At 64.0% G+C, this 21,181-nt stretch carries 16 protein-coding genes; 4 read left to right on the top strand and 12 right to left on the bottom strand.

From position 1 onward, the window contains the following. Nucleotides 1-16: 16 nt before the first annotated feature. The 7 genes from HY852_RS14525 to HY852_RS14495 form a co-directional block, all read right to left on the bottom strand. A complete protein-coding gene (locus tag HY852_RS14525; protein ID WP_291605458.1) occupies nucleotides 17-2,704 on the bottom strand; it encodes a PAS domain S-box protein in 2,688 nt (895 codons plus the stop codon). A gap of 166 nt (nucleotides 2,705-2,870) precedes the next feature. Further along, the gene (locus HY852_RS14520) at nucleotides 2,871-3,671 is read right to left on the bottom strand and encodes an NUDIX domain-containing protein (RefSeq protein ID WP_291605456.1); all 801 of its coding nucleotides are present in this window, start codon (nucleotides 3,669-3,671) and stop codon (nucleotides 2,871-2,873) included. A 4-nt stretch (nucleotides 3,672-3,675) separates the two neighbouring features. Continuing rightward, nucleotides 3,676-4,629, bottom strand: a complete 954-nt coding sequence (locus tag HY852_RS14515; RefSeq protein WP_291605455.1) for a dihydrodipicolinate synthase family protein — start codon at nucleotides 4,627-4,629, stop codon at nucleotides 3,676-3,678. A gap of 127 nt (nucleotides 4,630-4,756) precedes the next feature. Continuing rightward, complete coding sequence (locus tag HY852_RS14510; protein WP_291605454.1) at nucleotides 4,757-5,635, bottom strand: SDR family oxidoreductase; 879 nt, start codon at nucleotides 5,633-5,635, stop codon at nucleotides 4,757-4,759. Nucleotides 5,636-5,834: 199 nt separating this feature from the next. Next, the gene (locus tag HY852_RS14505) at nucleotides 5,835-6,695 is read right to left on the bottom strand and encodes a MaoC family dehydratase (protein ID WP_291605453.1); all 861 of its coding nucleotides are present in this window, start codon (nucleotides 6,693-6,695) and stop codon (nucleotides 5,835-5,837) included. A gap of 190 nt (nucleotides 6,696-6,885) precedes the next feature. Next, nucleotides 6,886-7,275, bottom strand: coding sequence for an OB-fold domain-containing protein (locus tag HY852_RS14500; RefSeq protein ID WP_291605452.1), 390 nt, complete (start codon nucleotides 7,273-7,275; stop codon nucleotides 6,886-6,888). Continuing rightward, the gene (locus tag HY852_RS14495; RefSeq protein WP_291605450.1) at nucleotides 7,275-8,426 is read right to left on the bottom strand and encodes a thiolase domain-containing protein; all 1,152 of its coding nucleotides are present in this window, start codon (nucleotides 8,424-8,426) and stop codon (nucleotides 7,275-7,277) included. The genes HY852_RS14500 and HY852_RS14495 overlap by 1 nt, the downstream gene beginning before the upstream one ends. A gap of 1,462 nt (nucleotides 8,427-9,888) precedes the next feature. Here HY852_RS14495 and HY852_RS14490 point away from each other — a divergent pair. Continuing rightward, nucleotides 9,889-10,656 carry a DUF899 family protein gene (locus HY852_RS14490; protein WP_291605449.1) on the top strand — a complete coding sequence of 256 codons (768 nt, stop codon included), beginning with the start codon at nucleotides 9,889-9,891 and terminating at the stop codon, nucleotides 10,654-10,656. Nucleotides 10,657-10,809: 153 nt separating this feature from the next. Here the strand turns inward: HY852_RS14490 and cax are convergent, their stop codons facing one another. Further along, the gene (cax, locus tag HY852_RS14485; protein WP_291605448.1) at nucleotides 10,810-11,991 is read right to left on the bottom strand and encodes a calcium/proton exchanger; all 1,182 of its coding nucleotides are present in this window, start codon (nucleotides 11,989-11,991) and stop codon (nucleotides 10,810-10,812) included. Between the two features lie 708 nt (nucleotides 11,992-12,699). On the opposite strand from cax, the gene HY852_RS14480 reads away from it, so the two are divergent. Next, nucleotides 12,700-13,020, top strand: a complete 321-nt coding sequence (locus tag HY852_RS14480) for a hypothetical protein (RefSeq protein ID WP_291605445.1) — start codon at nucleotides 12,700-12,702, stop codon at nucleotides 13,018-13,020. A 644-nt stretch (nucleotides 13,021-13,664) separates the two neighbouring features. Here HY852_RS14480 and HY852_RS14475 read toward each other — a convergent pair. Continuing rightward, entirely contained in the window at nucleotides 13,665-17,156 is a 3,492-nt protein-coding gene (locus tag HY852_RS14475; protein ID WP_291605444.1) for an indolepyruvate ferredoxin oxidoreductase family protein, read from the bottom strand. A 258-nt stretch (nucleotides 17,157-17,414) separates the two neighbouring features. Here HY852_RS14475 and HY852_RS14470 point away from each other — a divergent pair, with 258 nt between their 5' ends. Further along, complete coding sequence (locus tag HY852_RS14470; RefSeq protein WP_291605443.1) at nucleotides 17,415-18,635, top strand: c-type cytochrome; 1,221 nt, start codon at nucleotides 17,415-17,417, stop codon at nucleotides 18,633-18,635. Here the strand turns inward: HY852_RS14470 and HY852_RS14465 are convergent. Continuing rightward, a complete protein-coding gene (locus tag HY852_RS14465; RefSeq protein ID WP_291605441.1) occupies nucleotides 18,632-19,273 on the bottom strand; it encodes a trimeric intracellular cation channel family protein in 642 nt (213 codons plus the stop codon). The two genes, HY852_RS14470 and HY852_RS14465, sit on opposite strands and share 4 nt — an antisense overlap. 147 nt (nucleotides 19,274-19,420) lie before the next feature. On the opposite strand from HY852_RS14465, the gene HY852_RS14460 reads away from it, so the two are divergent. Beyond that, nucleotides 19,421-19,783: a hypothetical protein gene (locus HY852_RS14460; protein WP_291605440.1), complete on the top strand. Its 363-nt coding sequence runs from the start codon at nucleotides 19,421-19,423 to the stop codon at nucleotides 19,781-19,783. 49 nt (nucleotides 19,784-19,832) lie between these two features. On the opposite strand, the gene HY852_RS14455 is transcribed toward HY852_RS14460, so the two are convergent. Together HY852_RS14455 and HY852_RS14450 are read right to left on the bottom strand one after the other, a co-directional pair. Then, on the bottom strand, nucleotides 19,833-20,648 hold the full coding sequence (locus HY852_RS14455; protein ID WP_291605439.1) for an oxaloacetate decarboxylase: 816 nt from the start codon (nucleotides 20,646-20,648) through the stop codon (nucleotides 19,833-19,835). A 66-nt stretch (nucleotides 20,649-20,714) separates the two neighbouring features. After that, the gene (locus HY852_RS14450; protein WP_291605438.1) at nucleotides 20,715-21,023 is read right to left on the bottom strand and encodes an NIPSNAP family protein; all 309 of its coding nucleotides are present in this window, start codon (nucleotides 21,021-21,023) and stop codon (nucleotides 20,715-20,717) included. Nucleotides 21,024-21,181 lie beyond the last annotated feature (158 nt).

Here is a 21,181-nt window from a genome sequence, read left to right as displayed (position 1 = left end):
GCTGGCTTCTTGCGCGCTACTCGGCGGCCTGCTCGACGGGCGCGACACGCGGCAGGATGATCTGGATACGCGTACCCTTGCCGGGTTCGGAATCGAGGTCCAGCCGGCCGCCCAGCCGGTTGGTGACGATGCTGTAGACGATGTGCAGTCCCAGCCCGGTGCCGCCCTGATCGCGCCGGGTCGTGAAGAACGGGTCGAAAGCGCGGCGCCGCACGTCGAGACTCATGCCGCAGCCGTTGTCGGAGAAGATGATCTCGACATTGTCCTTATCCGATGCCCGCGCGTTCAGCTCGATGACGCCGGTCCGGCCGTCGGGAAACGCGTGCGCCACGGCATTGAGGAACAGATTGGTCAGCACCTGCCCGTACGGCCCCGGGTAGCTGTTCATGATCAGGTTCGGCTCACAGTCGACATTGAGCGTCAGATTGTGCTTGCGCAGGCCGGGGCGCAGGCTCATCACCACCTGCTCTGTCAGATCGCCGAGATCGAAGGTGCGCTGGTCGGAGTAGTTGCGATCGGCCGCCACCTGCTTGAAGGACTGGATCAGTTCGGCGGCGCGGTTGAGATTGGCGACGAGCTGGCCGCACGCATCGCGGCTGGTCGTGAGGTATTCGTTGAGCGTGGAGCGCCGCAGATGGCCGCGTTCGAGTTCGGCGGCAAAGATCGCCGTCTTGCGATCCAGCGCCGAGGCGACGGTCAGGCTGATGCCGACGGGATTGTTGACCTCGTGGGCGACGCCCGCGACCAGCCGTCCGAGCGCGGCGAGCTTTTCGGCCTCGATCAGGGAGGCCTGGGTCTCGCGTAGATTGCGCAGTGCGGTCTCCGCGGCCTCCTTGGCCTTGCGCATTTCCTGCTCGCCGCGCTTGCGCTCGCCGATATCGAGCGCGACCGTGACGATCTTGTCGATCTCCCCGTCGGCATCGAGCAGCGGCAGCTTGTTGACCAGCCAATGCCGCATGTTGCCGGCGGAATCCTGGTATTCCTCCTCGTAAAAGCCCAATCCCGTGCGCAGCTGCAACACGCGCTTGTCGTTCTCGTCGGTCTTCTGCGCGCCGTAGCGCGACATCAGGTCGCCCGTGGTGTGTCCGAGCGCCTCGCCCGGTTCGATTCCGAAGATTCCGGCCATGTAGCGGTTCATCAGCACATAGCGCAGTTCGCGATCCTTGACGTTGATGACCGCCGGAACGGTATCGATGACCTGCTGCAACAGGCGCCTGCCTTCGGCGATTGCCTCCTCCGCCCGCCTCTGGTCGGTGATGTCGCGCAGCATGCCTTCATAGCGGATGATCTCGCCGCGCTCGTCCCGCACGGCGGTGGCGCTGTCCGATAGCCAGAGAATGTCGCCGTTGCGCCGGCGCACCTGGTACTCGTACTCGCGCACCATGCCGTCGCGCTCCATCAGGCGCTGGTACTCGGCCCGCGCTTCCGGGTGCAGGTAGATCGTATGCGCGATGTCGCTGACGCTCTCGATCAGTTGCTGCGGAGTGTCGTAGCCCATCATCCGCGCCAGTGCCGGATTGGCATTGAGCAGTTCGCCGGCCGGCGTGGTCACGTAGATGCCGTCGACCGATCCCTCGAACAGCTTGCGATAGCTTTCCTCAGCCAGCCGCTGCTCGGCCAACGCATGAACGGCGGCCTCGCGCGCCGCGTCCGCCTCCTCCAGCGTGCGTCGGAACACTTCGGCGGCGCGGGCGATGTCGCCGATCTCGTTGTCGACGTCGGTTGCCGGAATGGAGGCCTGCTTGTTGCCGGCGGCAAGCGCGCGAATCGAGCTCGCGATGGACGCCAGCGGCCGAACGGTACGACGCACCACGAACAGTGCCGCCGCAATCCCGATCAGAACCCCGATCGTGCCTAAAACGATGCTCTGCCACTTGGCCTCGGCCAGCGTCCGGGCAAAGTCGCGCGACAGCACGCGACCGCGCCGCGCGCTGACCTGGCGCAGCAGTTCCGTCACGCGACCGATCGATCGCCCCTCGGCGCCGAGCACTTCGCGATCGATATCGGCGATCTGCGCTTCGGTAACCGCGACCGCGATGATCTCGCCGGCATAGCTGTCGACCACCGATTTCAGCTTCGGATCGGTGATGGTCATGGCACTCATGCTTCGCGCCGCCTGCTCCGCGGCGGAAGGATTGCGGTCTAGCAAGGCAACCGCGATCCGGCTCTGCGCCTCGGACAGGCCGGCCACGGCGGCACGATCGGTGGTCGCTGCCACCGCCGCGTCGAACTGCTCGCGCAGCGGCGCCAATGCCAGCATCAGTTGTGCATGGCGGTCGATCAACGCCGAAATGCGCTCGAGCCCGCTCCGGTAGGTCGCGAGGCGTTCGGTGACGCCGTCGATCATGTCGCGCTGCTCGGGGGCGAGTTCGAGGCGGGTCTTCTTGAGGATTTCGTTCAGCGTGTTCGCGGCTTCGCCGACCTGCCTGAATTGAACGCCCGCGCCGGGATCGGTGACGAGATCGCGCGCCGTGAACCGCAGTTCGTTCATGCGGCGATCGATATCCTCGGCAATGTCCCCCAGGCTCTGCAAGCGCTGCAGCTCGGCAAAGGTCGCGTCGATGTGGCGAATCGCGATCACGCTGGCGGTCGAGGTGATGATGATCACCGCGAGCACCAAGAGGAAGCTGCCGAACGTCATCTGACCGATCGAAAGCGAGAACGATCGTGTCTTGTCGGGGTTCGGCGCTTTTTCGCGGGACATGCAATCGGGACCGGGCTCTACCGGGCGCAATATACGACGTATTCCGGCTTCGGGGGAACATGCCGGAAACGCGGAATAGTCGCAAAAAACGAAGTGATACCCAAGGGTTAACGCTATTCGCCTGGACCGTCGGCCGGCAGCCGAACGGTCCCAGGCCCTCCGTCAGTTAACCGGCCGCCCCCACTTCAAATGCCTCGCCGTCGTAGCCAGCCTCGGGGGGAATGCGCAACACGCGCCCTTTGTCGGTCTTGGTCATGACCGGCAACACCGTCACCACCGGCTTGCCGCGGGCGTCGCCCAGCGCGGCCTTCACGCTTTCCTGCTTGCCGAGCTTGATCAGGTTGCGCGTCGTCGGGAACGGCAATTTGAACCGGCCGCTTTCGCCGCCCTCAACCGCTTCGCGCGGCGACACCCAGATCGAGTCGGTCGATTCCTTGCCGTCATGGGCGCCGACCTGGTCCGGCGGCGCTTCGGCGAGGAAGAACCAGGTATCGAAGCGTTTGGGCAAGGGCTCCGGCGTGATCCAGTGCGCATAGGGCACGAGTTCGTCCAGCGCCAGCCACAAGCCGTGCTCGGCCAGCACCTTGGCAAAGGTCGTCTTGTGCTCGCAGAGCGCGGTGCGGTGCGCCGCTTCGATTTCGCCGGCGCGCCTGGCGTCGATCAGATGCGTCGATCCCTCGGGTCGCGCCAGCAGGATGCCGCTCTCCTCGAAGGTCTCCCGGATTGCCGCGATCCGAAAGCCCAGCTGGCCTTCGTCGATCCCATCGCCGCCCGAGTAGAGTTCGGGATGGGCCAGGACCTCCCTGTCGCCGGCATCGACGCTGCCGCCGGGAAATACCAGCGCACCGGACTGGAACTCGATTTGATGGTGGCGCACCATCATGAATACTTCGATCTCCTTCCTGGCTGCACTATCGCGCAGCAGGAGGATGGTCGAAGCAGGACGCGGCGTAACGATCTCGGCCATGGATTTAACCTGCTGCTGTTGATTGTGGTTGCAGGTTGGCGCGGCGGTCGACCCGCGCAACCCGCGACAAGAGATAGTCCACCTCGGCCCTTGCGGTCGGGGTAATCGTCGATCCCGGCTTGCGCTGGGCGCTCGAGGCAATGATGCCGCGCTTCTGCAGCACATATTTGCGCACGGCGAGACCCGCGCCCGGCTGCTGCTCGTAGCGGATCAGCGGCAGGTGCGCATCGAACAGGTCGTGCGCGGCGTCGCGGCGCCCTTCCCGTGACAGACGGACAACGTCGATCAACAGTTCGGGGAAGGCGTAGCCGGTCATGGCACCGTCGGCGCCCCGCTCCATCTCGAAGTCGAGGAACAAGCCGCCATTGCCGCACAGGATCGACAGCGCGCGCAGCGAGCCGTCCTTCTGGAAGGCGCGCAGCGTCGAGATCTTCTCCAGCCCCGGCCAATCCTCATGCTTGAGCATGACGCAGTTCGGGTTGTCCATGACGATCCTGCGGATCACGGCTGGCGTGAACACCACCGACAAGGTGAGCGGATAGTCCTGCAACACCCAGGGCACGTCCGGCCCGATCGCCTCCGCGGCCTGCTTGAAATACCCGACGATCTGGTCGTCGGTGCGCAGTTGCGGCGGCGGAGCGATCATCACGCCGGCCGCGCCCGCGTCCATCGAGGCGCGCGCCAGCGAACGCATCGAGGCAAAGCCCGGCGCCGAGACACCGACGATGACCTGCATCTTTGTGGCGCGCTTGACGAAGCGGATCGCCACCTGCTCGGCCTCCGCCGCATCGAGCTTCGGCGCTTCGCCGAGGATACCCAGCACGGTCACGCCATCGCAGCCTACCTCTTCATAAAAGTCGGTCAGCCGGTCGATCGACCGCTCGTCGACGCGGCCGTCGTCGTGGAACGGCGTCGGCGCAATCGCAAACGTTCCCTTGGCTTCGGCGGTGAGTTTCATGGGTGCCTCTCTTTCTCCACCGTCATTCCGGGATGCGCCGCAAGGCGCAGGCCCGGAATCCATAACCACAGGCTGGGGTTATGGATTCCGGGCTCACGCTTCGCGTGCCCCGGAATGACGGCAATCATCAGAACCTCCGCGCCGACTTTTTGATTTCTTCCTCGGTGAAGAAGATCTCCCGGGCATGTTCGACAATGTCCTGCGCCTTCCAGCCCGTATGCGGCGGCTTCCAGCCTTCCATCTCCATCATCCGCATTTCGCGTACGCCGCGAGGCCCGGATACGCCCAGCACCTTGCCGGTCTGATCGCCCGACAAATCGCTGACCATGTATAGCACGGCCGGCGCGATGCCATCCGGCCCCAGCGCCGCCCCGGGGTTCTCCTTGTAGCGGGGCAGGTCTGCGGTCATGCGGGTCAGCGCCCCCGGCGCCAGCGTCCAGATCCGGATGTTGTACTTGCGGCCTTCGATGGCCAGCACGTTGGAAAAGCCCCAGATGCCGCCCTTGGCCGCGCCGTAATTGGACTGGCCGAAATTGCCGATCAGGCCCGATGTCGAGGACGTGTTGACGATCACGCCGCCGCCGTTCTCGCGCATCCAGCGGAACACCGGCAACGTGCAGCAGAACGTGCCCTTCAGGTGCACCTTGATCACCCTGTCCCAGTCCGCTTCGCTCGCTTTGGCAAAGGTCTGGTCGCGCAGGATGCCGGCATTGTTGACCAGGATGTCGGCGCGGCCGAAATGCCTGATGGCATCGTCGAACACCGACTGCCCGCCTTCGATGGTGGAGATATCGGCGCCGTTGGCGACCGCGCGGCCGCCCTCGGCCTTGATCGCCTCCACCACCTTCTCCGCCATCGACTTGTCGGTACCCGACCCATCACGCGGCCCGCCCAGGTCGTTGACGACGACCGCGGCCCCCTCGCGCGCGAACAGCCTGGCGTAGGCTTCCCCCAGCCCGCCGCCGGCGCCGGTGATCAGCGCAACCTTGCCGTCGAGCAGTCCCATCGTGTTTCTCCCTGTTTGTTCTTCGTCACCTCGCCCCGCTTGCGGGGAGAGGTCGATCGCGAAGCGATCGGGTGAGGGGGACTGTCCGCAAACTCAACTATCAGACCCCCTGGAGACTCCCCCTCACCCACCCCTCCAAGAGCGAGCTTCGCTCGTCTCGATCTCGCAAACGGGGAGAGGGAGTGAATGTGCTCGCGTGCTAACCCAGCACCGTCTTGCCGCTCTTGATGACGGTGACGCCGCGCGCCTTCACCTTGGCCTCAAACGAGATCACGTTGCCGTCCTTCCACAGATCCATGGTCACGGTCTCGCCGGGATAGACGGGTGAGGAAAACCGCACGGCGTGCTGCCTGAATGCCAAAGGATCGTAATCGGCATAGGTCTGCAGCACGCCGCGGCAGGTAATGCCATAGGTGCACATGCCGTGCAGGATCGGCCGAGGGAAGCCCGCGCGCCGGGCAAATTCGGGATCCGAATGCAGCGGATTGCGGTCGCCGCAAAGCCGGTAGATGAGCGCCTGGTCCGGACGGGTGGAGATGTCGATCGTCCTATCCGGCGCACGCTCCGGCATCTTGTGCGGTTCCGGCTGCGTCAGGTTCGGCCCGCCGAACCCGCCATCGCCCCGGGCAAAACGCGAGGCGACGATCGTCGCCAGCTTCTCGCCCTTGTCATCCTTCAGCACGGTCTGGTGGCTGATCACCACGCCCTTGTCCTTGCCCTTGTCGTAAACCTCGAGCACCGAGGAATCGGCCGTGATGTGAGCCGCGGTCGCGAAAGGCTTGTGGAAGGTGATGTCGCGCTCGCCATCCACCACCAGCACACGGTTGAGGTTCATCTCGCCGGGCCCCGCGCCCCACGCTGCCACCGATGCAAAGGTCGGCACAACCTTCAGGGGGCGCGGCACGGCGCAGGCCTCGTTGACGAAAGCGAGTTCCTTCTCGTCCATGGGGTCGGCCCCCATGCCGATGCCGTAGGCGTAGAGCATCACCTCGCGATCGGTGTAGCTGTATTTCTGACCGAGGTTCTTCAGTCCCATCAGCTCATCGTATCTGGCCGACATTCCGTCTCCTTCGATTCTTCCCTGCCAGTTACGGTGCCCTCTCCCCCTGTGGGAGAGGGCCTGCACGGCAGAGCCACAAACTCGATCGGGTGACGGATTGGCGCCGCAGAGAGTCTTTTCGCGGACAGAGACCCCTCACCCGCCTTCGCTGCGCGAAGGCACCCTCTCCCGCAAGGGGAGAGGGTCAGAACTACACCGGCGTGAAGAACGGCAGCGGCGCGCCGTCGGTCGGCTTGAACACCACCTTCACCTTCTGGCCGATCTTCAGCTTGTCGAGGTCGCAGTCGACGAAGTTGGTCTGCAGCGAGGGGCCTTCCTTGAGCGTGACGTAGCCGATCGCATAGGGCCCGGTCGGCGATTTTCGCATCAGGCTGAAGGTGTAGATGGTCCCCTCGCCGGAAGCTTCCTCCCACACCGTCTTATCGGAGAAGCAGAACGGGCAGATCGAGCGCGGGAAGTAGTGCGCCTCGCCGCAAGCCGTGCAGCGCTTGATCATGAACTTGCCCGCTTTCGCAGCTTCCCAGAACGGCATCGTCTCGGGATTGGTCACCGGGGCCGGATATTTCTTCGCCTCTGCCATCACACGCGCTCCAGAATTGCAGTCGAGGCGGCATGGCGCACCCCTAACAGTCCGCCGGTGCCATGCGCGATGGCGAGGTCGCAATTGGGCACCTGCACTTTCGGATGCGCCTCGCCGCGCAATTGCCGCACCGCCTCGATGATCTTGGTCATGCCGCCGCGGTTGACAGGATGGTTGCTGCACAGCCCGCCGCCGTCGGTGTTGAACGGCAGCTTGCCGACGCCGGAGATCAGGTTGCCGTCGGCCACGAACTTGCCGCCCTCGCCCTTCTTGCAGAAGCCGAGGTCTTCGATCTGCATCAGGACGGTGATGGTGAAGCTGTCGTAGATGGAAGCGTATTTGATGTCCTTCGGCGTGACGCCCGCCTCCTCGAAGGCGCGCGGACCGGACCACACGCCGGCGGAATAAGTGAGGTCGAGATCCTTGCCACCGCGAGGGCCCTTCATCGCTTCGCCATGGCCGATCAGGCGCACCAGCGGCTTCTTCAACCTTTTGGCGATCTCGGGCGTGGTGACGATCAACGCACCGCCGCCATCGGTGACGACGCAGCAGTCCATGCGATGCAGCGGATCGGAAATCATCGGCGAGTTCACGACGTCCTCGACGGTGACGACGGCGCGCAGCAGCGCATGCGGGTTGTATTGCGCATGATGCGAGGCGGCGACCTTGATCCAGGCGAGTTGTTCGCTGGTAGTGCCGTAGTCGTGCATGTGGCGCATGGCACACATGCCGTAGGCATTGTGGGTCGTCGCGCCATAAGCCGCCTCGAAATCGACCTCGGCACCGGCCGCGCGCGGCGGCATCGGGCCGGTCCGTGGCTTGCCCGCCAGCGTGATCAGCGCAACAGAGCACTTGCCGGCGGCGATCGCCTGGGCCGCATGGCCGAGATGAATGATGTAGGAACAGCCGCCGGTCTCGGTGGAATCGACATGGCGGACTTTGTTGAGACCGAGATAATCGACCATCGGCCAGAGGCCGCCTGGGGCGTCGCCAGCGCAGAAATAACCGTCGATATCGTCCTTGCTGAGGCCGGCATCCTCGACGGCGCCCTTGGCGACCTCGGCATGGAGCTGTGCGGTGGATTTGTCCGGTGCATGCCGGGTCGGGTGTTCGTAGATCCCGGCAATGTAGGCCTTGCCCTTGATAGTCAAGTCGTTCTCCGCTGACGTTTCTGTCCCCGCCGTTTTTCTGGCGTGTTGGACCAGTCTTGGCAAGCGCGGAAATATTCCGCGGGGTGAGACCGTAGCGCCTAGACTCAAGTCGTTTCGTAGGGGGTTAGCCGAAGGCGTAACCCACCATCGTCCATCCTCGTGGAAGCGAAGCGGTGGGTTACGCTGCGCTAACCCACCCTACGATCTAGCAGCACCTCGTCCTGAGGAGACCGCGAAGCGGTCGCCTCGAAGGATGAGGCCCGCCGTTGCCCCTCGTGCTTCGAGACGGCCGCTGCGCGGCCTCCTCAGCATGAGGGAGATGGAGAGCACGCGGCATTCCCACTCCGTCATTGCAAAGCAATCCAGAATGCACACGCGGTGGCACTCTGGATTGCTTCGTCGCGTTCGCTCCTCGCAATGACGGCGTAGAGACATTCGGTCCAATCAAACATGTCAACGCCTTCTCGCGACGCGATGCGCCCGAGGTTTGCTGCATTTCGCCCTCTTTCAAACAGAGGGCGCAGGGAAGACCGGGTGCCCGCTGCACCCGCGGTCTCGTGTGCGTATTGCGCAAAGAAGCTGCACACGAGCATACAGGTACAGCCGACGACACCCGGCCTTCCCTGCGCAGTGGTTTGACGGCTTATGCCGTGGGCTCCCCGGTGAGACGAGCTCTGTTGCCACCGTCGCCTTGCGGATCGCTGATGCAGAGCACCCGGTTGGGCCGATGCACCACCACAAGACTTGGCGCCAGCTTCGGGCGCCAGGACCACGCGGTTTTGCCGTACGCGAATTGCGTCGATCGTTCCGCGCGATGCATTTCGCTCACAGGCCGAGGCCCGCCCTGCGATTGCCTTCGCGCGCGACGCATTCGCGTCCACCGCTCGCCGCACTCCGCGTATCGTGACGACGCGTACGCCCCTCTTCGATGAGGCGGGATGGCGCGAGAGAAGACAACAATTTCGGAAAAGGAAAAGCGGAATCATTTTCGCGTCGGATCTGGACCGCCCAAATCACGTTGAAACGGCTCGTGAAATTCGCTTGCGCGCGCGAAGCGTTTCAGTGCTTTTTGGACCATCGCCGCCGAGTTGACGGACCGATCCTGGCTAGACGGGCAAATCAGCAGCCCCAAGCGTGTCGGCTGGGTTAGCCGCAGGCGTAACCCACCGGGCCGCGATGACGGAAGCGAAACGGGCGCTTCGCTAACCAACCCTACGGCGCGGCCTCGAGCCGTTTCGGACATGGTCATTTGCCGGATACGAAGTTGGGGACGCGGACGCATACGACCTATACTTTGGATCGTCTGTCGGAATGCGCGCCCGCTATCCGTCCTCTGGGCGCGGCCAAACACGCAAGCCCGGCCTCTGAAACTCGTCCGCGAGCACGCATCAACGCCCTTGCGCATAGACCGCAAGTTACGGCCGCGATGGACTTCATCCTCACCGCCAAGGAGGAGGACCTCATGACCAGTAAAGCGACTTTCACTTTCCCGAATGAATCCAAGGCCTACCGCGCCGCTCGCGATCGGCTGCTTGCCCAGGAGATCGAGCTGCGCCGCAGCATGGAGGCCTTGGCTGCTGCGCGACGGGCGTTGCCGCCCGGCGGTCAGGTTCCTGAGGACTATGTTTTCCACGGGCTGCGGCCGGATGGCGCGCCCGGCGACGTGCGGTTGTCGGAGTTGTTCGCGCCCGGCAGGGACTCGCTCGTCGTCTACAGCATGATGTTCCCGCGCTACCCGACAGACGATCGTCCTGGGCCTGCCACCGGCTCGACAGCTCGACTGCCCCTCTCCGAAGGGCCGTGCCCGTCCTGCGCGGCGCTGGTGGATCAGCTTGACGGTACGGCGCCGCACGTCGAGCCACGGGTGAACATCGTCATTGTCGCCAAGGCGCCGCTGCCGCGGCTCCTGGCATTCGCTGAGGAGCGGGGCTGGTACCACCTGCGCTTCCTCTCCTCGGCCGCCAACAACTTCAACCGCGACTATGGCGGCGAGACTGACGACGGTCACCAACAGCCGATGCTGAACGTGTTCCATCGCGAGGGCGACATCATCCGGCACTTCTGGGGCTCGGAAATGCTGTTCGCTCCCACTGACCCGGGCCAGGATCCACGTCATGTCGGCACCATCGAGCCGCTCTGGAACGTCTTCGACCTGGTTCCCGAGGGGCGTGGCGGCGATTGGCAGGAACAGCTCGCCTATCCCTGCTGCCCGCGCGAACCGGCAGCGTAGTTGAGGCGCATCATGGGCGCCTGCGGGCGACCTCGCCGGGCGCAAGCGATACAGCACCGTCGCCTTGCCCCCGCCGTCATCGCCTAAGCTGGGGATGGGGAAATGGGGACGCCCGCGTTGCTCCGGCGATGCGACCGCTATGCCTATTCGTCCTCACCTTACGATGGCGTGAAGTGAGGCAAGTTTTCCCACGTCATAAACGCGAGAGTCTTCGGTTGTGGTTCGATGTACATTCTTTTCACCGGGTAGCCGGGGCGGCAACAGGTAAAGCGTTATGGCGAAGATCAGGTACACCATCAGTACCAGCACGCCGACAAACCACGCCGAGCGCCCGCTGTTCGTCACCAGAGACGCGGTCATGGTTGCGATGAGCATCATGACCACCGCGCCCGGCCAGAATTCCAGGCTCATCGGCGCCGGGCCCATGACGTAGCTGAGCAGTACCAGCACAGGAGCAACGAAAAGCGCGATTTGCGACGCGCTCCCCAGCGCGATGCCGACGCTCAGGTCCAACCGGTTCTTGCGCGCCCCGGAAAACGCCGAAGCCATCTCCGCCGCGCCACCCACCAGCGCCACCACGATGAAGCCCACGAATGCGGCAGTCATTCCAAACGCGACCGCTGCCTGTTGCACCGATTCGACAAACACCTCGCTCACCAGCGCGACCAGTACGGTGACGCCGGCCAGCGTTGCCAAGGCTAGGCCCATTGGCCACGGCGCTTCGCCGGTCTCCGCGTGCTGCGCGCCGCCGAATAGTTCGCGATGCGTCTTGAGCGAAAACAACAGGCCAAGTCCGTAGGCAGCGATGAGCAGCACAGACAGGGCAACGCTCAATTGTTCGCCAAAAGCCGACCCCGCCGCGGAATCCGCTTCAGAGACCGCCGAGGGTACCAGGATCGCGATCGTGGCCAGAAAGAGCAGACTCGCTTGCAGGCGTGCGCTGATCCTGTCGTACTCCTGCACGTGGTGTCTGAGTCCGCCGAGCAAGAACGACGCGCCCAGCATGAACAATGTGTTGGTGACGATGGCCCCGGCGATGGATGCCTTTACGAGGGTATACTGCCCGGCACGCAACGCGGCCAGCGCGATAACAAGTTCGGTCAGATTTCCGAGGGTGGCGTTGAGCAGGCCACCCACTGTATCGCCCGTCTTGGCCGCCACGGATTCAGTGGCGTGACTCAGCAATGCGGCCAGGGGGACGATGGCGAGCACCGAAAGGACGAAAAGCAACGTGTGCGCTTCTGGCTCGAGCTTCTGGGCGACGAAGAGCACGGGCACAAAAGCCAGCAACCACAACAGGGGATTGCGACGGATTTCTTTAAGCAGCAGATTCATGGAGTAATCCGGAAGCAGCGTTACATTCGCATTCCATCTTATTGCCTCGATGATCTTGCTTTAACGCTCCGAAAATTGTGCATCAGCGCTGTTGATGCGATGAACTGCCTGAGAGACAAGCCGTGATCGTAGCATGGCGGCGGGCCCTGCGAAACGATCGCCTCGTTGCAGATTAGGTCTGCCCACAATTGAAGTCGAGCCTGCATTGGGCGGTTCACCGCCCAGCGCACCTCTGATGCAATAACCAGCTTTCAAGAGACAGCATGCTGCATCTGACCGCAAGGGGGCAGGTCTGCTGACCTTCCAAAGCAGGCGAGATTTTCTCGCACTGATTTCTAAACAGCGTTCGACACAAGTCAGGTCATCGGCCAGGTCACGCGGATGTTATGGAAGCCAGCTCGTCACGCGCTTCGTTTTCGATGTTTCGCCGCATTCCTGTGCAACCTAGTTCAGGCCAAGACCGAACGCGGGAGCAGCCCTGCATTCTGAGCAGTACGAACTGGCTTGGGGCTAGAGTCGACCAGGCACAGCGCTCGCCGGAACGGTGCGGTCTTCCGATGACTTCCTCGACCATTCTCACAGGAGAACGCAATGGCACGGCTGCCAGTAATTGCTGCAGCAGTTCTCGCGATTGCTGCATCTGCCCCGGTGATTTGTACAACAACAAGCCCAGCATCAGCTGAAGGATTGCGCGACAGAGATGGCGACATGGACCGCGATCTGCGCGATCTCCTCAGGGACAGGATACGAACGCGGCATGATCTGCGGGATCTCATCCACGATCTTATTCACGACCGGCACGATATGCGGGGTCGCCTCCGCGAGCGGGTCAGCCACTGGCGAGACCGAGATGACGAGGAGGATGACGGAAGCTGGCGCCGCGGGCGCCTGCGCGAGCGGATCGCCGAGCGTGTAGCCGAGCGGCGCCGTGGAGGCGACGACGAAAATTGCTATTTCCTCACCCGGAGCTTGCGGGACGAGGACGGGGATCTCCTCGTCGTCGTCCGCCGGCGCGTGTGTCGCGACTGAGCATGGCCCGAAACAGCAGGCTCTGATTGGCAGGGCTCGGCGCTGGTGTTTGGAAAGATCATGCTCCTGCAATGAGCCAGAGCCGGTGATGATCCGATCAGGTCATCACGCTCTGGAGTGGTGCTATCAACTTGCTCAAAAGTGGAGGCCTCGGATGAACAGGGCTTTTGTCGCCACCGCTGTGCTCTTGCTCAGTCCCTTCCCCGCCTTCAGCCAGACCGCCCCCGGCGGCGAGGGGCGCGACTCTTCCTACTCCCGAAGGGATCGTGATCTGGAGGATATCCTCCGAGGGATCGGCGACCACGGTCGCGAGGGGCTGCGCCGCGGCGGCGCGGCCTTCTATTTGCGCAGCGGCGACGCGACGGTGGCCGTGCGTTGCGACCCTCAGGACTCCATGAAGTCATGCGTAGATGCCACTCTCACGCTCCTGGACCGGGCCCGATCGATGCAGCCGCCAGGCGCGGCGCCGGGCGGCACTCCCGGGGGACAGCCTCCGTCCCGATGACGGTCTGGACTCGTCTTCATACAAAGGCCTAGTCCAGCGCAGCAGGGATGGCAGGCGGACGCGGTGCCGGGAGGCGTCGTTGTTCTGCGATGGACGTTCAAATGTCCAGTTTCGGGAACGTTACTGCTCCGGAGCCTCCCTACTCCGCCGCGATCTGGCGCGGTGCGGGCGGCGGGCTCACGAGATCGGCGGTGAGCTCGGCGTAGCGCGCCTTGGCGTCCTGCACGGCCTTCTCCTTCACAGGGCCGTAGCCGCGGATGCGGTCGGGCAGTGACAGCAATTCGACCGCGGTGTCGATCGTGGCCGGCGACAACAGGCCGAGCACGGTGGCGACATCCTTCTCGTAGCCGGCGATCAGGTCGCGCTCGAGCTTTCGGTCGGCGCTGTAGCTGAAGATGTCGAACGGCGTGCCGCGTAGGAAGCGCAGTTTGGCCAGCACGCGGAACACCGAGAGCATCCAGGGCCCGAAGGCGCGCTTCTTCGGCCGGCCCAGCGCATCGACGCCGCGGCTGAGGATCGGCGGGGCAAGATTGAAGTTGAACTTAGACTCACCCTCGAACTGCTCGCGCAGCTGCTGCTCGAACCTGCCGTCGGCATAGAGCCGCGCGACCTCATACTCGTCCTTGTAGGCGAGCAGTTTTGCATAATTGATCGCAACGGCACGTGGCAGCGCCTCGCCATAGCCGCCCCTGGTGGCCGCATCGCGCACCTGGTTCACCAGTTTGCGATAGCGCCTGGCGAGCCTTGCGTTCTGATACGCGGTCAGATGCGCGCTGCGATGGGCGATGATCTCGTCCAAGGTCATCGCCTCCTGCGTCTTCGGCACGGCAACCTCGTCCTGGCCCTTCATCATCGCGACCAGCCGCTCGGGATCGGCGACCGCCAGACGCCCGAGCCTAAAGGCTTCCTGGTTCATCTTGATCGAGACGCCGTTGACCTCGATCGCCTTTTCGATCGCCTCGGCCGAAAGCGGCAGCAGCCCTCTCTGGTACGCAAAGCCGAGCATCATGATGTTGGTGGCGATGGCATCGCCCATCAGGCTCTCGGCGGGACCGGTGAAATCAAAGAAGTCGGAGTCCTTGCGCAGCGCGTTCTCCAGCACCGCGTTGACCTTGCGGCTCTGGAAGTTGAAATCGCGGTTGAGGATGAAATCGGCGGTGGGAATGACGTGGTTGTTGATGATGCCGTGGGTGCGGCTGGATTCGCACAGCGTGATCGTCTCTTTCGAAGCCGCCACCACTTCGTCCGCGGCGAGCACGAGATCGGCGGTGCCGGTCACGATGCGCGAACAGGTGACCTCGGCGGGATGATCCGACAGCCGGACGTGGCTCAGCACCGCCCCGCCCTTCTGCGCCAGGCCGGACATGTCGAGGATCATGCTGGCCTTGCCCTCGATATGGGCGGCCATGCCGAGCAGCGCGCCGATCGTCAGCACGCCCGTGCCGCCGACGCCGCCGACGGCGATGTTGTAGGGCCGATCCAGCGAGGGACGCGAGGCCGGCTCCGGCAGCGCGCCGATGTCGCCGAGTTCGCTTGGGGCGCGGCGCCGCGGCCTGCCGCCATCGATGGTGACGAACGACGGGCAGAAGCCCTTCAGGCAGGAATAGTCCTTGTTGCAGCTCGACTGGTTGATGGTGCGCTTGCGCCCGAACTCGGTCTCCAGCGGCTCGACCGAGATGCAGTTCGACTGCACCGAGCAATCGCCGCAGCCCTCGCAGACGGCGGGATTGATCATCACCCGCCGCGGCGGATCTTCCATGAGACCGCGCTTGCGGCGGCGGCGCTTTTCGGCGGCGCAGGTCTGCACGAACACGATCGCGGACGCGCCCTTGATCTGGCGGCACTCCTTCATCACCGCATCGAGGTCGTCGCGATGGGCGGTCTTCACCCCCGGCGCAATGGTGTCCGGCGGATAGGCGGCAGGATTTTCGGAGACGAGATAGATGTCGCGAATGCCCTCGGCATGCAGCTGGAAGGTGATCTGCTGCGGCGACAGATCGCCGTCATGACGCTGGCCGCCGGTCATGGCGACGGCGTCGTTGTAGAGGATCTTGTAGGTGATGTTGGCCTTCGAGGCGATCGACTGGCGGATGGCAAGAATGCCGGAATGGAAATAGGTGCCGTCGCCGAGATTGGCGAAGATGTGCTCTTCCTTGGTGAAGGGCGCAATGCCGACCCACGGTACGCCCTCGCCGCCCATATGCGTGAAGGTCTCGGTCGAGCGGTTCATCCACAGCGCCATGAAGTGGCAGCCGATGCCGGCCATGGCGCGGCTGCCTTCGGGCACCTTGGTCGAGGTGTTGTGCGGGCAGCCCGAGCAGAAATACGGCGTGCGGGTGACCGGCGAGATCGGCACCATCTGCGTCGCCTGCCGGCCGTTGAACCAGTCGGCCTTGGCGCGCAGCATGCTCGCGATTTCGGGATTGAGGTTGAGCCGGAGCAGCCGCTCGGTCAGCGAGGTCGCGAGCGAGGCGACGCCGAGTTCCTCGGCGAAGGGGAGGAAGCGCTTGTCGTGCTCGTCCATCTTGCCGACGATGCGCGGACGAACGTCGTCGCGCCAGTTGAACAATTCCTGCTTGACCTGGTTCTCGACGATCTCGCGCCGTTCCTCGGCAATGAAGATCTCCTCGAGGCCGACCGCGAACTGCCGCACGCCTTCCGGCTCGAGCGGCCATGGCATGCCGATCTTGTAAAGTCGCAAGCCGATCCTGGCGGCGACCTCCTCGGTGATACCGAGTTCGCGCAGCGCCTGGCGCACGTCCTCATAGCTCTTGCCCGACGCCATGATGCCGTAGCGGGCATTCGGGCTATCCATGGTGATGCGGTTGACCTTGTTGGCGCGGGCAAAGGCGATGGCGGCAAAGCCCTTGTAGTCCTGCAGGCGCCGGTCCTGGGCGAAGCGGTCATCCGGCCAGCGCAAATTGAGCCCGTCGGGCGGCAGCTCGAAATCGGTCGGGATGACGAACGGCTTCATCTCGTCAGTGAGATCGATCTCCGCGGTCGTCTCCACCGTCTCGGTGATGACCTTCATCCCGACCCAGCAGCCCGAATAGCGCGACATCGCGATGCCGAGCAGCCCCATCTCGATCATCTCGTGGATGCTCGAAGGGTAGAGATACGGCATCAAGGCCGAGATGAAGGCGTGGTCGGACTGGTGCGGGAGCGTGGAGGATTTCGCGCCGTGGTCGTCGCCGGCCAGGCACAGCACGCCGCCGTTCTTGGCCGAACCCGCCGCATTGCCGTGGCGGAAGACGTCGCCGCAGCGGTCGACGCCCGGACCCTTGCCGTACCAGATGCCGACCACGCCGTCGTACTGGGCGCCGGGCGAGAGGTTGAGCTGCTGCGAGCCCCAGATGGCGGTCGCCGCCAGATCCTCGTTCACGCCGGGCTGGAACTTGATGTTGTATTGCTCGAGATGCTTGCGGGCGGCGAAAAGCTGCTGGTCGTAACCGCCGAGCGGCGAGCCGCGATAGCCGGAGATAAAACCCGCAGTGTTGAGCCCAGCGGCACGGTCGCGGCGGATCTGCGCCATGGGCAGGCGGACAAGCGCCTGGATGCCCGTCAGGAAGACGTGGCCGGTCGATTGGGTGTATTTCTGATCGAGACTGATCGGACCCTGATTGATGCCCATTCCGCCCTCTTAAGCCTTTGTCCCTGCCCGTTCTTTTTTAGCTAGGTCACACAGATCACGATTGCCACTCTACGTCGGTATTTCCTAAGCGCGCATCACAAATCTGGAGGGAAAGGGAGCCCCGCCCGCAAATCGCAATTTCGTGCCGGAAAGGGACGAGGCGCTTTTCGATTTGTGTCGCGCGGGCGGGCAGCCACGAAACGAGATAACTTATCTGGAATGCGTTCCGCCGATCGACTTTGGGAAAGATATCGACGCATGCGCACGATTCTGGCTTTCCTGATTTCTTTATTGGTTTTGTGCAGTGCAATTTCCGCCGCGCGGGCTGAAGCCGAGCCGTCGTCCGAGACGATCGCGCGGGGCAAGGCGCTCAGCGAAGCCGGCGGCTGCGCCGGCTGCCACACCGCCGATCCCGACAAGCCGTTCGCCGGGGGCAAGCGCATCGAGACGCCCTTTGGCTCCATCTACGCCCCAAACCTGACGCCCGATCGCGAGACCGGCATCGGCACCTGGAGCGATGCCGATTTCACGCGCGCCCTGCGCTACGGCGTGGCGCCGAACGGCTCTCATTACTATCCCGCCTTCCCCTATCCCTATTTCACGAAAATGACGAAGCCCGACACGCTGGCGATCCGCGCCTATCTCGCCACGCTGACGCCGTTCCGAAACAGCGTGAAGTCGCCGGAGGTGCCCTGGCCGCTGAATTATCGGGTCGTGATGCGCCTGTGGAATTACCTGTTCTTCCGCCCCGGCCTGTTCGAGCCGGACCAGCTCAAGAGCGCACAGTGGAATCGCGGCGGTTATCTCGTCACGGGACTTGGGCATTGCGGCGGCTGTCACACGCCGAAAAACTATCTCGGCGCCGACAGGCGCGGCCTTGCCTTTGCCGGCGGAAACGTCGCGGGCTGGTTCGCGCCTCGGCTCGATGGCGCCGAGCGCAGCGGCCTCAAATCGTGGAGCGTCGACGACATCGCCGAATATCTGCAGAGCGGCCGCAACGCGAAGAGCCACGCTGGCGGGCCGATGGCCGAGGTGATCGTGAACTCGACGTCAAGGATGAGCGATACCGACGTCCGCGCCATCGCGGTCTACCTCAAGGGCCTGCCCGCCGGCGCGCCGGAGCCTGCGGTCACCGCGCCGCTTGATACGGAAATGAAAGCGGGACAGGCCGTCTACGCGCGCCTCTGCATTGCCTGCCATGAGGCCGACGGTTCAGGCGCGCCGCGCATCTATCCGCCGCTGCCCGGCAATGCGCTGCTGCAATCGGCCGACCCTTCCTCGACCCTGCGCGTCATCCTCGACGGCGCACAGACCGTAACCACGCCGCGTGCGCCCAACAGCGGCTCGATGCCGGCCTATGCGAAGCAATTGTCGGACGAGCAGATCGCCGCCGTCAGCAACTACATGCGCAATTCCTGGGGCAATGCGGCACCGCTGGTGACCGCGGCCCAGGTCGCCAAGGCGCGGCAACGTAACTAGCGATCCTCGCCGCTGAACACGAATTTCGGCATCTCCCATTTGTAGCGGATCGCCAGGAGACGAAACGAAAAGCCTAAAACGAAGGTAAGCGCCGTCCACACCTGGTCGTTCAACTGCAGTGCGAATGCCGTCGCATAGAACAGCCCCGTCACAACGGAGACGCTGGCGTAGAGCTCGGAGCGGAACAACAGCGGCACGTCGTTGCAGAGGATATCGCGCAGCACCCCGCCCGCGCAGCCGGTGACCATTCCAGAGATGATCACGATCGGCAGCGATTGATTCATCTGCCAGGCGACGTCGCAGCCCGCCATCGTGAAGACCACGAGCCCGATGGCATCGAGCACGAGGAAGGCCACGTTCAAGCGATGCACCAGCCGCGCGATCAGGATGGTCATGAAAGCCGCCCCGCCGGTCAGCGCGAGATAGGACGGATTCTGCACCCAGGCGAGCGGATAATGCCCGAGCATGAGATCGCGCAGAGTCCCGCCGCCGAGCGCGGTGATACAGCCGAGGAAGCAGACTCCCATCCAGTCCATGCTGCGCCGACCTGCGGCGAGCGCCGCCGTCATCGCCTGTGCCGCCAGCGCGACCAGCGACAACAGGTGCAGCACGCTATCGCTCGGTGGCAGGCTCCACATCGCTTCCTCATCGGTTCGGATAGCGGAACTTACGACGGCGGTTCCAGGTTGAACAGGTTCCACTATCCATCTTGGGTGCTCAGATCGGAACGGAAGACCGCTGCCGTCGGTTGTCGCCCCAGGCTATTGATGCAGGAGACACATTCGATGCCCAACGAACGCTTTCCCAACGACCCCTATCCTGAAGACGACTTTGCCCGTGCCGCTCGTCGCGACGCGAATCTGCAGCCGGACCCGGAATTGGCGGAAGGTCCCGCCAGCCCCGGGAGGATCGCCTTGTACGCGATTGCGATCGCACTGGTCCTGGGTGCCGTATTCTACGGGCTGAACCAATCGAACGTTGAGCAGGCCAGCACCGCACCGCCTGCTCAAACTGCGCAGCAGCAGTCGGCAAAGCCGGCCGCGCCCGGGACCAGCAACACCCAGCCGGGTACGACTACCGGTTCGGCGCCGAGCGGGGCGCAACCGGCCTCGCCGCCGTCGAACAGCGGCCCGAACCCGACCAAGTAAAAGCCGAGTCATTGCTGCGGCGGGCGCATCGCCCGCCGCGTTTCTGGCGCTAGCTGAACATCCCGTTCAATTCGCCGCCCGGATAGCCGCTTGCCAGCTCCGTGAACGTCCCGTGCTCAGCCATTTCCTTCGCCGCCCGCATGAAGCCGGCCCAGGCCGCACGCGCCAATGAGCCGCCGACGCTGATCCGGCGCACGCCGAGGTCGGCCGCCTCGCTGAGCGAAAGTCCGGACGCGCCGATCAACAGATTGACCGGCTTGGGGCTCAGCGCTTTGACCACGGCCGAAATCTCCTCCCTGGTTTTGATGCCCGGCGCATAGAGGCAGTCGGCGCCGGCCTCCGAATAGGCGGTCAGCCGGTCGATCACGAGCTTCAAATCACTCTGCCCCCACAGGAAGGCTTCGCAGCGCCCGACCAGGAGCACGCCGCTATTGTCCGCATCGATCGCCGCGCGCGCGGCCTTGATGCGCGCGATCGCGAGCGCGCGGTCGTACAAGGGGCTTGCCTTGTCGCCCGTGGAGTCCTCGATCGACAGCCCCGCCACGCCGGTCTTGACGCCGCGCGCGACATTGGCAGCCACCTGCTCCGGCTCGCGCGCGAAGCCGCCTTCGAAGTCGGCATTGACCGGCAGATCGACCGCCGTGCACAGCGCAGTGAGATGGTCGCACACCTCCTCGACAGTGACGCGGTTGTCCGCCTTGCCGATCGACCAGGCAAACCCCGCGCTGGTCGATGCAATCGCCTTGAACCCCAGATGCTGCAGCGCCTTTGCGGTCCCGACGTCGAACGGGTTGGGCAGCACGAAGCAGCCGCTTTCATGGAGTCTGCGAAAGTTCGCGCGCTTCTCCGCGGTTGTGACCGGCATGGTTGTCCTCCCTGTTCTCGTGTCTTGCGCGAAGATAGAACCGATAGCCCGCGTGCGAAAGGCGGCTTACGGTTCCACCTTACGGAGGAAGGTGCGCTCCTCGGCGAGAATGAGCTTGTTCTCTTCGGCAAAGCTGAAGTTCGCGCTGCCTTCCTCGTCCCTGCGAAGGCGCGCGCGATAGCTCTCGTAGGCCGCGAGGCTCTCGAACGAGATCAGTGCGAAGGCGATGTTGTTGGTGCCCTCATGCGGCATGAAATAGCCGACGAGTTTGCCGCCGCAGCGCGGAATGATGGAAAGCCAGCGCCTGGAATATTCCTCGAACATGGCGCGCTTGAAGGGATCGAGCTGATAGCGGATGAAGACGGTGACGGACACGGCAAGTCTCCCTACTTGCCGTCATGTATGGACGGCCCCCTCTCGGCAAGGGTCTTCTTGGTGGTTCAGCAAGTGAATCGGGGAGCGGTCATGTATACGGCCTCGAGAAGCGGCCATTGACCGCGGGCCCTGATGGAGATCGCGGACCGAATTCCAAT

The organism is Bradyrhizobium sp. (assembly GCF_016213215.1).
Lineage (GTDB): Bacteria > Pseudomonadota > Alphaproteobacteria > Rhizobiales > Xanthobacteraceae > Bradyrhizobium.
The sequence above is the reverse complement of the archived record's forward strand: the minus strand, read 5'-3'. Positions and strand labels throughout refer to the sequence as shown.